At 61.1% G+C, this 12,681-nt stretch carries 12 protein-coding genes; 6 read left to right on the top strand and 6 right to left on the bottom strand.

Going from position 1 to position 12,681, the window contains the following annotated elements:
• The 3 genes from surE (at nt 1) to AGR13A_RS08125 (ending at nt 3,333) form a co-directional block, all read left to right on the top strand.
• Nucleotides 1–771: a 5'/3'-nucleotidase SurE gene (gene surE / locus AGR13A_RS08135; protein WP_080834647.1), complete on the top strand. Its 771-nt coding sequence runs from the start codon at nt 1–3 to the stop codon at nt 769–771.
• Nucleotides 768–1,421 (top strand): protein-L-isoaspartate(D-aspartate) O-methyltransferase, encoded by a 654-nt coding sequence (locus AGR13A_RS08130; RefSeq protein ID WP_035223105.1) that lies wholly within the window; start codon nt 768–770, stop codon nt 1,419–1,421. Before surE ends, AGR13A_RS08130 begins: the two co-directional genes overlap by 4 nt.
• 346 nt (nt 1,422–1,767) lie before the next feature.
• Complete coding sequence (locus tag AGR13A_RS08125; RefSeq protein ID WP_167377443.1) at nt 1,768–3,333, top strand: LysM peptidoglycan-binding domain-containing M23 family metallopeptidase; 1,566 nt, start codon at nt 1,768–1,770, stop codon at nt 3,331–3,333.
• Nucleotides 3,334–3,582: 249 nt separating this feature from the next.
• On the opposite strand, the gene mobB is transcribed toward AGR13A_RS08125, so the two are convergent.
• From mobB to moaA, 5 genes are all read right to left on the bottom strand, one after another.
• Nucleotides 3,583–4,107, bottom strand: coding sequence for a molybdopterin-guanine dinucleotide biosynthesis protein B (gene mobB / locus AGR13A_RS08120; protein WP_080834643.1), 525 nt, complete (start codon nt 4,105–4,107; stop codon nt 3,583–3,585).
• Entirely contained in the window at nt 4,104–4,730 is a 627-nt protein-coding gene (mobA, locus tag AGR13A_RS08115; RefSeq protein WP_080834641.1) for a molybdenum cofactor guanylyltransferase MobA, read from the bottom strand. Before mobA ends, mobB begins: the two co-directional genes overlap by 4 nt.
• Entirely contained in the window at nt 4,727–5,926 is a 1,200-nt protein-coding gene (locus tag AGR13A_RS08110; RefSeq protein WP_080834639.1) for a multidrug effflux MFS transporter, read from the bottom strand. The genes mobA and AGR13A_RS08110 overlap by 4 nt, the downstream gene beginning before the upstream one ends.
• A 1-nt stretch (nt 5,927) precedes the next feature.
• Nucleotides 5,928–6,896: a DMT family transporter gene (locus AGR13A_RS08105; protein WP_080834638.1), complete on the bottom strand. Its 969-nt coding sequence runs from the start codon at nt 6,894–6,896 to the stop codon at nt 5,928–5,930.
• A 153-nt stretch (nt 6,897–7,049) separates the two neighbouring features.
• The gene (moaA, locus tag AGR13A_RS08100; protein WP_080834636.1) at nt 7,050–8,099 is read right to left on the bottom strand and encodes a GTP 3',8-cyclase MoaA; all 1,050 of its coding nucleotides are present in this window, start codon (nt 8,097–8,099) and stop codon (nt 7,050–7,052) included.
• Nucleotides 8,100–8,211: 112 nt separating this feature from the next.
• Between moaA and AGR13A_RS08095 the strand changes: the two genes are divergently transcribed.
• The 3 genes from AGR13A_RS08095 (at nt 8,212) to AGR13A_RS08085 (ending at nt 11,319) form a co-directional block, all read left to right on the top strand.
• Nucleotides 8,212–8,580 carry a gamma-butyrobetaine hydroxylase-like domain-containing protein gene (locus AGR13A_RS08095; protein ID WP_035223114.1) on the top strand — a complete coding sequence of 123 codons (369 nt, stop codon included), beginning with the start codon at nt 8,212–8,214 and terminating at the stop codon, nt 8,578–8,580.
• Nucleotides 8,581–8,852: 272 nt separating this feature from the next.
• A complete protein-coding gene (locus AGR13A_RS08090; RefSeq protein WP_035223115.1) occupies nt 8,853–10,664 on the top strand; it encodes a monovalent cation:proton antiporter-2 (CPA2) family protein in 1,812 nt (603 codons plus the stop codon).
• A 46-nt stretch (nt 10,665–10,710) separates the two neighbouring features.
• Nucleotides 10,711–11,319: a pyridoxamine 5'-phosphate oxidase family protein gene (locus AGR13A_RS08085; RefSeq protein WP_035223116.1), complete on the top strand. Its 609-nt coding sequence runs from the start codon at nt 10,711–10,713 to the stop codon at nt 11,317–11,319.
• A gap of 233 nt (nt 11,320–11,552) precedes the next feature.
• Here the strand turns inward: AGR13A_RS08085 and AGR13A_RS08080 are convergent, their stop codons facing one another.
• On the bottom strand, nt 11,553–12,623 hold the full coding sequence (locus tag AGR13A_RS08080) for a GGDEF domain-containing protein (protein WP_035223117.1): 1,071 nt from the start codon (nt 12,621–12,623) through the stop codon (nt 11,553–11,555).
• Nucleotides 12,624–12,681: the final 58 nt, after the last annotated feature.

Here is a 12,681-nt window from a genome sequence, read left to right as displayed (position 1 = left end):
ATGCGGATTTTGCTGACGAATGACGACGGTATTCACGCCGAGGGTCTGGCCGTGCTGGAGCGTATCGCCCGCACGCTGTCCGACGATGTCTGGATCGTCGCGCCCGAGACCGATCAGAGCGGTCTTGCTCATTCGCTGACGCTTTCCGAACCGCTGCGCCTGCGAAAAGTTTCCGACAAGCATTATGCGCTGCGCGGCACACCGACCGATTGCGTCATCATGGGCATTCGCGAAGTTCTGCCTGAGAAGCCCGACCTGGTGCTGTCAGGCGTCAATGCCGGCGCCAACATGGCCGATGACGTGACCTATTCCGGCACGATTGCGGGCGCCATCGAAGGCACGCTGCAGGGCGTGCGGTCCTTTGCGCTCAGCCAGGCCTTCAGCCATGCCGAAGGCCGTGTCGTGCCGTGGGAAGTCGCGGAGACCTATGCCCCGGACCTGCTGCGCAAGCTGATGAATGTCGATCTGCCTGATGGCACCTTCCTCAATCTCAATTTCCCCAATTGTGCGCCCAAGGATGTGCAGGGCGTGTCCGTGACCGGGCAGGGCAAGCTCGATTTCGGCCTGACGGTGGAAGAACGCCAGGACGGCCGTGGTTTTCCCTATTACTGGCTGCGTTTCGGCGAGCGGCTCGGCACGTTCCGCGAAGGCACCGATATCCACGCCCTGAAGCACGGCAAAATTTCGGTCACGCCGCTAAAGCTTGACCTGACGGATTACACGGTCAAGGATCGGGTTGCGCAAGCGCTTGGATTCGGAGTCGCCGATTGAAATCTGCCATGGTCGAAAAGGAAGGTTTTGCCGCTCTCGTTCTCCGGCTGAGAGGCGAGGGAATTTCCGACCTCGACCTTTTGACGGCTGTGGAGCAGACGCCGCGCTCCAAATTCGTGCCGCCGCAATTTGCGGCCGATGCCTATTCCAGCCGGACGATCCCGATCGACTGCGGCGCCTTCATGGAAGGCGCCGACATGGCTGTGAAAATCCTTGCTCGCCTGCAATTGAAGCCGGGCCAGCGCGTGCTGGAAATCGGCACCGGCAGCGGTTTCATGACGGCGATCATCGCGCGTCGGGTGGAGCGCGTCTTTTCGCTGGAGCGTTACAGGACGCTGGTGCAGCAGGCACAGAACTGTCTGGATGATCTTTCCATCCGCAATGTCGTGATCCGCCAGGCGGATGGCAGCAACGGGCTTGTGGGCGAGGGCACCTTCGACCGCATCGTCTCCACGGCGGCCTTTACCACCATGCCCCGCTTTTTTGCCGAACAGATCGTCTCCGGCGGCATGATGATCGCGCCGATCATCCTTGACGATGATCGCTGTGTGATGACGCGCTTTTCCAAGACCGGCAGCCGCTTCGAAAAGGAAGAGCTGTTCGATGCGCCCTATCTGCCGCTCAGCACCCATATTGCGCGTCATTTGTAACAAAATGAAAATTTTGAAGACGTTCCATTTTTGTCTTCGAAAGTTCTAAATTACCACAACTGTTTGATTTTCATTATTATTATTGTCCAGGCATGGCGCGCATCGTTTTCGTCATGGTTATCGAAGTGTCAAAAAAGCGCCAAGCGGCTTAACGTTTTAACGGCGTGGTAACACTAACGCGCTTTAATCATAAACATCGACGCATGGTTTTCCCCACCTCGGGAAATGGGCCTTGCAAGAAGTGAAGTTTGTGCCGGATCGCATGTCGATGCGGCGGGTTGGCGTCAGTGTAGATCGAGTCATGCGTATGAGACATTCGTCTAAAATCGGAAAATCAGTCGCAAAAATGTTCGCAGCGGCATTGCTGGCAAGCGTCGCAACGGGCTGTAGCTCGGATGCAACGCGGTTCAGCGGCCTCTTTTCCAGTGGACCGGATCAGATGACGACGGCGTCAATTCCAACCCGGCAGGGTGGTGGTGCTTACGGGCAGGCCCCTGTTCCGCAGGGCGACATGAATGGCGGTTACGCCTCTGCCGCGCCGCAGGGCGGTTACGCCAACCAGAACATGGCTGGCAACTCCTATCCGCAGTCCGGCGGTTATGGCGGCAACGTGCAGCCTTCGACGGCCCGCTCGGCTTCCGCCTCTCCGGTTCAGCGCTCCGAACTGTCGGCGCCGACAGCGGTGGCGAGCCGAGATCCGGCGACGCGCAACGAAGCCATGGCCCAGCCTTTCCCATCCGCACAGCGACAGGCTGCGCCGTCTCCCGCAGCGCCAGCGCAGCAGGCCGCCGCTCCCGTCGCCGACAATCTCACCACCGCAACCGTCCGCTCCGACAAGAATGGCTGGCATACGGATGGCGCTTCCTCGGTGACGCTGCGTCCCGGTGAAAGCATCACGACCCTGTCCAACCGCTACGGCGTTCCTGAAAAGGAACTGCTGCGGGTCAATGGTCTGAAGACAGCCTCTTCGGCGCAGGCCGGCCAGTCGATCCTCATTCCGAAATTCGGTCAGGTCCGCAACGCCGCCAAGGATGCGGCCGGCAACATCGCGCTCAACCGCAATGGCGACCAGCCGACACCGCTGCGCAGCCCCGAGGGGAATGTTGCCGTGCTGCCGTCGCAGGCGGTGGCCCGTGACAAGGTTTCCTCCGAGGCCGGCAAGCTCACGCCTCCCGGTGGCAAGCCCTTGCCGCCAAGCGGTGGCTACAAGGTTCAGCCGGGTGACAGCCTGGCGAAAATCGCCCGTGAAAACGGCGTATCGGTCGCCGCACTGAAAGCCGCCAACGGCATTTCCAACGAGAGCATCCGTGTCGGCCAGACGCTGGCCATGCCGGGTGCAGGCACCGACGGTATCAAGACGGCCTCCGTTCCCGCCAAGGAAGCGGCAAAGGCAGTCGAAACCGCATCCGCCAAGCCGGAGCCCTACAAGGCGCCTGCTGCTGCCGCGACCGCACCGTCGGCGCCCGCCGCCACGGCAAGCGTCAGCGATATCGAGAAGAAATCCGACATGGCTTCCGTCGCACCGGAATCCACGGGCATCGGCAAATATCGCTGGCCGGTCCGCGGCGCTGTCATCAACAATTTCGGCGACAATGTCGAAGGCAGCCGCAACGATGGCATCAACATCTCGGTTCCCGAGGGCACGCCGATCAAGGCCGCTGAAAACGGCGTGGTCATCTATGCGGGCAACGGCCTGAAGCAGCTCGGCAACACGGTTCTCGTCCGCCACGACGACGGCAAGGTCACGGTTTACGGCAACGCAGCCAATCTCGACGTGCAACGTGGCCAGAAAGTACAGCGCGGCCAGACGATTGCTACATCCGGCATGACGGGCAGCGCCAAGCGTCCGCAGGTTCACTTCGAAGTTCGCAAGGATGCGACGCCGGTGAACCCCTCCAGTTTCCTTGAATAGGTATTGCGTCTCAAGGATTGATGAAGCCGGGTCTAGAGCCCGGCTTTTTCATTTTTGGGGTGAGGGATCATGGGAGCTTGCGTCGGCTTCATGCCACTTCTCCTCCGTCATGCCGGACTTGATCCGGCATCCAGCCGACGCGCGTCTGCGCGGCGAGAGGAGTCCTTTCAGCTCAAGGACTTGGGCTGGCTGGATACCGGCTCAAGGCCGGTGTGACGGATGTGGGGATGCAGCCGAAGCGCCTAAACGCTATCCTTGGTTTACCCTCACCAACCCCACCGTCCTCTCGATGAAGTCGGCAATCGCGCCGGTATCGTCGAGATCGAAGACGGGAAGGGCAGCGTCCGTCACCTCATGGTCCGCTGCAATGGCGATGATATAAGGATCGCTTCCGGCAAGCGGTTCGCTTTTCGCCGCCTCCAGCCGGCGCGCCTCGATCTTTGGCACCGGCTCGTATTTGTAACCCTCTATCAGCACGAGATCGCAGGGGGCGAGGCGGGAGAGGATTTCCTCGAAGGAGGGTTCCGGTTCGCCGCGCAACTCATGCATGATGGCGAAGCGGGTGCCGGAGACGATGGTGACCTCATGGGCGCCCGCCTGCCGGTGACGCCAGCTATCGGCGCCGACCTTGTCGATATCGAAATCATGATGGGCGTGCTTGATGGTGGAGACGCGGTAGCCCCGGGCCGTCAGCTCGGTGACGATGCGCACCGCAAGGCCGGTCTTGCCCGAGTTTTTCCAGCCGGCAATGCCGAAGACCTTTTGTGCCGTCATTTCGCGAGGCTCTCCAGATGGCTTCGCGCCAGGGCCAGTTCATCCGGCGTGTTGATGTTGAAGAAAGGGTCGAGGCTGCCCTTTGCGGTTTCCAGCGGCGGAAAGGCAATGCCAATGGTGACGTGCCGTGCCAGATAGGCGCGGATCCGCCGGTTCGCATCGTTTTTCAGCCAATCTTCCAGATCATCGGCAAGCGCCACGGGCCAGAGCGCGAAAACCGGATGAAGCTGGCCGCTGGAGGCGGCGATGACGATCGCATTGTCCGATATGTGTTCGCTAAGGCGGGCCACGAGATCATCGGGGAAAAAAGGGCTGTCGGCGGGCACCGTCAGGAAATGGCTTCCTCCGGCTTCGTGCTTTTGGAAATGGCGCATGCCGGCGAGAACGCCGGCCAGCGGTCCGGCATGGCCGCTTACGGTGTCTGGCAGCACGGGCAGGCCGAAGCTTTCGGCCCAGCCATTTGCCGCATTGATGGTGATATCGCAGACCTGTGAGGTGATGCGGCGGATGACATGGGAAAGCAGCGGTGTTTCGCCCAGCATCACCATCGCCTTGTTGGTGCCCATGCGCCGCGACAGGCCGCCGGCGAGCACGAGACCGGGTATTCTGGAAGGGGCCGTCATTGCCGCTGCTCCTGCAGCCTTACGATATAGGTGGTGAGGAGGGCGACAAGGCCGGTCGCCAGCATCACGATAAGGAGCGGCCAGGTTCCGTCCTCCCTGGACAGGACCGAGGAGGCGAGTACCGAAAGCACTGCGCCGCCGCCAATGGTCATGGCGCCGCCGAGACCAGAGGCGGAGCCAGCCAGATGTGGCTGGACGCTGACCATGCCGGCATTGGCACTCGGCAGGGTAACACCGTTTCCGACACCGATGAGGGCGAGCGGCACGAAAAACGCATAGGGGCTTTCCGCCCCCGTGGAGATCAGCACAATCGCCGTGACGATGCCGGCAATGGCGATGACATTGCCCGAAAGCATCATGCGGGTGATGCCGATCTGACTGGCATAACGGCCGGAGACGAAATTGCCGAGCATGTAACCGCTGGCCATGAAGAAGAATTGCAGGCCGAGCATGGCCGGGGCAAGGCCATAAAGCACGCTGCCGACGAAGGGCGCGCCGCCGAGGAAGGAAAAGAACATGCCGGACGAGAAGGTCGAGGTCAGCGCATAACCCCAGAACAGCGGCGAGCGCAGAAGCTCGGGCCAAGCATGGAACTGCTGCGAAAAGCTTGCCGATTTGTTGTGGTTGGTTTCGCCGAGATCAAACCAGGCGAGCGCCAGAATGCCGACGCCGAGGAGGGCGAGCAGCGCGAAGCTCGACTGCCAGCCGGAAATGTCGTTGAGCAGGCCCCCAACCGTCGGGCCGACCATCGGCACCACCGACATGCCCATGGTGACGTACCCGATCATCGAGGCGGCCTGTTCCATCGGCACCATGTCGCGCACGATGGCGCGGGCGAGCACGAAACCGGAAACGACGGCCGCCTGCGCCACGCGCCCGATCATGAAGACGGTAATATTGGGCGCCAGCATGCAGACGAGGGTGGCGACGATCATGATCGCGATGCTGGCGAGCATGACCGGGCGGCGTCCGAAGAGATCGGATAGCGGGCCGATGATGAGCTGCAGGCAGGCGGTGGCGGCGAGATAACCGGATACGGCAAATTGCATGACCGCGTAATCGACCTCGAAATAAAGCGCCATGGCTGCAAGCGAGGGCAGGAACACATTCATGCACAGCGCTGCGACGCCGGCGATGACGACCAGCGTGATGATGTGGGGCGGGGTGGTCCGGTCAAGAAAACGGCCGCTGTTCATGTCACTCTCCCGCCTCTTCCGTAACGGCAGTTTTCGTTACGGAAGCCGGCCGCACCGTGGTTGCGGCCGTGGGCGTTGCGGCGGCGCGCTTGGCCATCTGCGAACGCTTGCGCAGGCTTTCGCGATAGAAGGTGTAGAGACCCGAACTGATGACGATCATGGCGCCGATGATGGTGAAACTGTCGATCTTTTCATCGAAGAAGAACACGCCGATCATGAAACCCCAGAGCAGGCTGGTGTAACGGAACGGCGCGACGAAGGAGATTTCGCCGGTTCGCATTGCCAGAATGATCGCCTGATAGCCGACCAGCACCAGAATGGCGGACCCGGCAAGATGCGACAGGATCATGAAGTTCATCGGCTGCCAGCCGCCGAAAGGCTGGATCAGCAGGCCACCCACCGCCATGTTGACAAAGGCGGTAACGACGGTGATGGCGAGTGAGGGCACATCGGCATACATTTTCCGGGTCAGAAGATCGCGTGCGGCGGTAACGGCCAGCGAGGCGACGACCAGCAGGGCGCCTGACGTGAAGCCTTCCGGTCCCGGCCTGATGATGATGAGCACGCCGATAAAGCCGGTGATGATTGCCGCCCAGCGCCGCCAGCCGACCGGTTCGCGCAGGAAAAGTGCAGCACCCAGCGTCACGATCAGCGGCAGGGACTGCAATATGGCCGAAGCGTTGGAAAATTCGATGAGGCCGAGCGCCGTCAGATAGAGAACGGCCGCTGTCACCTCACAGAGACAGCGCAGGATGATGATGGGCCTGAGCAGGGTTTTCAGGGGCCGGAGCGCGCCGAAATGCCGTGCGGCGATATAGATCAGCACCACCGTCATGATGCCGCGCACGAACATGATCTGGCCGGTGTTGATGTAGGGGGTGACGGATTTCGTCAGCGCGTCGTTGGCCGTGAAGCTTGCCATGGCGAGCGCCATCAAGAGGGCGCCGCGCGTATTATCCGTCAATGCCATTCCATATGATCCCAGACCATGCGCAATCTTGCCCCGATTGCCTCTCAAGGGCTGCCCGCCGGGCGCAACTGCGCATTCCTCCATGCCAAGAGACGTGACACGGCGAGGCCGGTAATTCAACCGCTTATATGGGTGGGGAAAGGAGAAACAGGCTCAGCCGCCGGTCACGCTCATATGGCGGGCGACGGCGGGGCGCTTATGCGTACGGTCGATGATGAAATCATGACCCTTCGGCTTGCGCAGAATGGCCTCGTCTATGGCGCTGGAAAGATAGGCGTCGCTGTCGGAAGCGCGCAGCGCAGTGCGCAGGTCGGCCGCATCATCCTGGCCGAGGCACATATAAAGCGTGCCGGTGCAGGTGAGGCGGACGCGGTTGCAGCTTTCGCAGAAATTATGGGTCATCGGCGTGATGAAACCCAGCCTGCCGCCTGTTTCCCTGACCGTGACATAACGGGCGGGGCCGCCGGTCTGGTAATCGCTGTCGATGAGCGTGAAGCTTTGCTCCAGATCGGCGCGCAGCTTGGAGAGCGGCAGATAACGGTCTGTCCGGTCTTCCTCGATCTCGCCCATCGGCATGGTTTCGATGACGGTCAGATCCATGCCGCGACCATGGGCGAAACGCATGAGCTCGGCAATTTCCGTCTCGTTGAAATCCTTCAAAGCCACGGCGTTGAGCTTGATCTTGATGCCGGCGGCCTGCGCGGCGTCCAGCCCTTCCATCACACGGTCGAGATCGCCCCAGCGGGTGATCTGGCGGAATTTTTCAGCATCCAGCGTGTCGAGCGAGACGTTGATGCGCCTGACGCCGCAATCGGCAAGTTCGGCGGCGAATTTGGCAAGCTGCGAGCCGTTGGTGGTCAGCGTCAGTTCGTCCAGCGCGCCGGTGCGCACATGGCGGCCGAGGTTCCTCACCAGCGACATGATGTTCTTGCGCACCAGCGGTTCGCCGCCGGTAAGCCTGAGCTTGCGCACGCCCCTTGTGATGAAGAGGGAACAGAGCCGGTCGAGTTCCTCCAGTGTCAGAAGGTCCTTCTTCGGCAGGAAAGTCATGTGTTCGGACATGCAATAGGTGCAGCGGAAATCGCAGCGGTCGGTCACCGAAACGCGCAGATAGCTTATCGCCCGACCGAAGGGGTCGACCATCGGTGCGTTGTTTTCCGTCAGGGATTGCGCTCTTTCAAGCGATCCGGGGAAACTGTTCACGTCTCCATCCTCATTGCGCGATGCCCCTGGCACACACGGTGATGTAGTGGCTTGCCTATCGTGAGGCAAGTCCGTAATTCTGACGCATATGACGAGCTTGCGGAAGTGAAAAATGAGTGATGCCTGGCCGACCGAGCTGCTAGTGTCAAAAGACCGGCGGCAACTGACCGTTTCCTTCGACGACGGCAGCGCCTACCGGCTTGACGCCGAGATGCTGCGGGTGCTTTCGCCCTCGGCGGAAGTGCAGGGCCACGGGCCGGGGCAGAAGGTCACCGTTCCCGGCAAGCGCAATGTCGGCATCCGCTCGATGGTCGCGACCGGCAATTATGCGGTTCGCATCGTCTTCGACGACGGCCATGATAGCGGGATCTATACCTGGAGATACCTCAGGGAACTTGGCGAGACCGGTGACGCACTGTTTGCCGATTATGAACGGGAGCTCGCTGAAAAGGGCTTGAGCAGGGAACCGCTATCCCGGTAAAACATGGAGGGAGACGCCCTCGTGAGAATGCAGACAGGGGATTTGAAGAACCGGTGCGTTTGGCGATGTTGTTGCATCCCCACTCCGTCACCCCGGACTTGATCCGGGGTCCAGCGCGATCAAGTCCTTGATCGCGAGAGAGTCTTTCACGGCGCACACGCGCCGTGGCTGGATGCCGGATCAAGTCCGGCATGACGGAAGAAGGGTTCTGGCGCTTTCGGGCAATCTGGCGAGGGAACACCCTCGTCCTATCAATCTAAACGGGGTGGCGTGTGGCTGTCGAAGCGAACGGAAATGATCTGGCCCAGGTGGTCGTGCTTTTGGCGGCGGGCGTTGTGGCTGCGCCGATCTTCAAACGCATCGGCCTTGGCTCGGTGCTGGGTTATCTGGCCGCCGGCCTTGTGATCGGGCCTTACGGTCTCGGTTTCTTTTCCGATTCGCAGGCGATCCTCCACATCGCCGAACTCGGCGTGGTGATGTTCCTGTTCATCATCGGGCTGGAAATGCAGCCGTCTCGGCTTTGGTCGATGCGTCAGGATATTTTCGGGCTCGGTGCGTTGCAGGTGTTGGTCTGCATGGCGGGCCTGACATTGATCGGTGTCGGTCTCGGTTTTCCCGTCATCATGTCCTTCGTCGCCGGTACCGGCTTCGTGCTGACCTCGACGGCGATCGTCATGCAGATGCTGCAGGAACGCAACAGCATGTCGAGCCTGAAAGGTCAGCGCATCATCGCCATCCTGCTGTTTGAGGATTTGGCCATTGTGCCGCTGCTGGCGCTGGTTGCCTTTCTCGGTTCCGGCGGTGAACATGTGACACCCTCGGAGCGCTGGATTTCGGTGGGCATCGCGCTTGCTGCGGTTGGGGCGCTCATTCTCGCCGGGCGTTATCTTCTCAACCCGTTCTTCCGGCTGCTGGCGGCCTCCGGTGCGCGCGAGGTGATGACGGCGGCGGCTCTGCTGGTGGTGCTCGGTTCGGCGCTTCTGATGCAGGTCAGCGGTCTTTCCATGGCCATGGGCGCGTTTCTGGCGGGCGTGCTGCTGTCCGAATCCTCCTTCCGCCATCAGCTTGAGGCGGATATCGAGCCGTTTCGCGGCATTCTGCTCGGCCTGTTCTTTCTTGGCGTCGGCATGGCGATCGATCTTGCCGTCATCGCTTCCAACTGGCAGCTCGTGGTCGTCAGCGTCGCGGGTTACATGCTGCTCAAGGCCTTCCTGATCTACGGTGTGGCACGTGCACTCGGCACCACGCGGCGCGAAAGTCTGGAGCGGGCGGTGCTGATGGCGCAGGGCGGCGAATTCGCCTTCGTGCTCTATTCGGCCGCCGTCAGTGCCGGTATTCTGGATCGCGAAGCCAACGCCATCCTGACTGCGACCATCATCATCTCCATGGTGCTGACGCCGCTGATGGTCATTCTGCATGACCGGCTGGTGCCGGCGGCGGTTCCCAATACCGACGATCTCGATGTGCCTGAAAATGTCGAGGGCAGCATTCTGCTGATCGGCTTCGGGCGGTTCGGGCAGATCGTGAGCCAGCCGCTTCTGGCGCGGGGCTACACGCTGTCGCTCATCGACAAGGATGCCGACTTCGTGCGCGATGCGGCGGAATTCGGCTTCAAGGTCTATTATGGCGATGGCTCGCGGGCGGAAATCCTGCATGCTGCCGGTGCGAGTACGGCGCGCGCCGTGCTTATCTGCGTTGATGACAAGGACGCGGCGGTGCGGATCGCGGAGATCGTCAAACACGAGTTCCCGCTGGTTCCGGTTCTCGCCCGCGCCTATGACCGCGGCCACGCCATCGACCTTCTGAAGGCCGGCGTCGATTACCAGATCCGCGAGACGCTGGAATCGGCGCTGAATTTCAGCGAGGAAGTGCTGGGCGCCATGGGTGAGGAGCGCGAGGATGCGGCCCGTCTGGTCGAGGAATTCCGCGACCGTGACGAGGAACGTTTCGCGATGGAAGTCGTCGGTGGCATCTATGCCGGCCGTTCGCTGATCCGCGGCAATGCCCAGCCGGCCGACCTCGTTGCCGCCCGCACCGCGCGCGAGCGGGCGGAGCGGGAAAAGGCAGAGGCGGCGGAAGATTAAGCCCCGTCTGGCGGGGTGCAGGTTGTTTTACGGGATTGGAGCCGACATGACGATCATTCGCACGGTTGAGGAATTGAAGGCCATCTATGATGGCACGAGCGAAGCGTCGATCGCCAAGGTGACCGGCTCGCTGACGGCCGAATACAGGCTGATGATCGAGGCATCGCCCTTTCTGGCGCTGGCCACGGTGGGGCCGGAAGGCATGGACTGTTCGCCGCGCGGCGATAAGGGCGGTGTGGTGCGGGTGGGTGACGACAAGACGCTGCTTCTGCCCGACTGGCGTGGCAACAACCGCGTCGATTCGCTCCTGAACATCGTGCGCGACCCACGTGTGGCGCTGATGTTCCTGATCCCCGGCTCGAATACCACGATGCGCGTCAACGGCCGTGCCGTGGTTTCGGTCGATGCCGATCTGCTGCAGAGTTTCGAAATGGACGGCAAACATCCCCGCACGGTGATCGTGGTAGAGATCGACGAGGTCTATTTCCAGTGCGCCAGGGCTCTCATGCGCTCCGAACTCTGGAACCCCGCCAATTTCGTCGAACCCGCATCGCTGCCCACACCGGGCGTCCTGCTGAAAGCCGCAAAGGCGGAATTCGATCAGGAAACCTATGACCGGGAATGGGCGGCGCGGGCGGCGAAGACGATGTGGTGAAGGGGAACCTGCTCGGTTAGGTGGCCCAATCAAAATGTCGGGAAAGCGCCGCAGCATCTATTCGCTTGGCGAACCACGCATCCGCACAGCGTCACCCCGGACTAGATCCGGGGTCCAGTGCGATCAAGTCCTTGATTGCGAGAAGGCGTCTTTCACGGCTCAGACGCGCTGAAGCTGGATGCCGGATCAAGTCCGGCATGACGGAGGAGATCGTGGGGTAAATGCCACCCGGCTTATGTCCGGTAAATCAGCCAGTTCTTGCCGGTATAATTCTTCTGCATGCCGTCTTCATAAAAGATCGAGCGGTTCCTGCCGGTTTCCTTGGCGTGGTACAGCGCCGTGTCGGCGTGGCCGTAAAGCTCGCTTGGATTATTGGCCTGCGCGGCGGAGGCAAAGCCGATGGAGATCGTCACCGTGCCATAGTCCGCGCCTGATCTGGAATTGCGGAACGGCGTGCTTTCCAGCGACAGGCGAATGCGCTCGCACATCACCATGACTTCCTCGGGCGTATTGCCATCGAGAATGATGGCGAATTCCTCGCCGCCGCTTCTGGCGACGAAACCGTCCTTGCGCACATTGGCGCGGATGACCGAGGCGACGGTGGCGAGAATCTTGTCGCCGACCGGGTGGCCGAATGTGTCATTGATGCGCTTGAAATGGTCGATATCGAGCAGGACGAGCGTGGTATATTGCAGGCCGATGGAACTGTCATAGACGGAGGCCAGCCTGTCATCGAAAGCGCGCCGGTTGGAAAGGCGGGTCAGCGAGTCGGTATTGGCGATGCGCTTATATTCATCCAGCTCCAGGCGAACCTGATGCATTTCCTCGGCATGGCGGTTGACGTCGTTGAACGCCTTTTCGCCATCGATGATTTTCGAGCCGGTCGCCTCGGCGAGCAATGAAATCGCATTCCTCAGAATATTGGTGCTGGAGGCGTTCTTGTCGTCGATGCGCTGGCGGGTTTCGCCGAGAATCCGGTTGTAGTTTTCGATGGAGGATTGTTCGCGCCTCAGCGTGCCCAGAAGGCCCTCCAGTTCGCGCCGCAGCTTCTCATGCGCGTCGTCGATTGCCCGTCCGGGATTGCCTTCACCGTAGCGCGTGGACAGTTCGTCCAGGTCTTCCTGGGTGACGCGGTTTCCAAGTGCCGCCAGATCCTTCGTCAGGGCCGGGTTCGAGCCGATATAGGCTTCGTAAAACAGGCTGTAATTGCGCGGGATCGGCGAAACACCCATGCTCCGCATGGCATAGGCAATCTGCCCGGCAATGTCGGGTCCCGTGGTTTTGGGCGTGGATGCCGTGTTCATCAAGAAACTCCAGTGAGTCTGCTTATCGACTATGATTATTATTATGAAGCCCGTTTTG

The organism is Agrobacterium genomosp. 13 str. CFBP 6927 (assembly GCA_900012615.1).
In the GTDB taxonomy this organism is placed as follows: domain Bacteria; phylum Pseudomonadota; class Alphaproteobacteria; order Rhizobiales; family Rhizobiaceae; genus Agrobacterium.
The sequence above is the reverse complement of the archived record's forward strand: the minus strand, read 5'-3'. Positions and strand labels throughout refer to the sequence as shown.

Bases quoted from the DNA above. Each gene is read 5' to 3' on its own strand.
- surE (WP_080834647.1), top strand. From the start codon at position 1: ATGCGGATTTTGCTGACGAATGACGACGGTATTCACGCCGAGGGTCTG.
- AGR13A_RS08125 (WP_167377443.1), top strand. From the start codon at position 1,768: ATGTTCGCAGCGGCATTGCTGGCAAGCGTCGCAACGGGCTGTAGCTCG.
- mobB (WP_080834643.1), bottom strand. From the start codon at position 4,107: ATGACGGCACAAAAGGTCTTCGGCATTGCCGGCTGGAAAAACTCGGGC.
- mobA (WP_080834641.1), bottom strand. From the start codon at position 4,730: ATGACGGCCCCTTCCAGAATACCCGGTCTCGTGCTCGCCGGCGGCCTG.
- AGR13A_RS08110 (WP_080834639.1), bottom strand. From the start codon at position 5,926: ATGAACAGCGGCCGTTTTCTTGACCGGACCACCCCGCCCCACATCATC.
- AGR13A_RS08105 (WP_080834638.1), bottom strand. From the start codon at position 6,896: ATGGCATTGACGGATAATACGCGCGGCGCCCTCTTGATGGCGCTCGCC.
- AGR13A_RS08095 (WP_035223114.1), top strand. From the start codon at position 8,212: ATGAGTGATGCCTGGCCGACCGAGCTGCTAGTGTCAAAAGACCGGCGG.
- AGR13A_RS08085 (WP_035223116.1), top strand. From the start codon at position 10,711: ATGACGATCATTCGCACGGTTGAGGAATTGAAGGCCATCTATGATGGC.
- AGR13A_RS08080 (WP_035223117.1), bottom strand. From the start codon at position 12,623: ATGAACACGGCATCCACGCCCAAAACCACGGGACCCGACATTGCCGGG.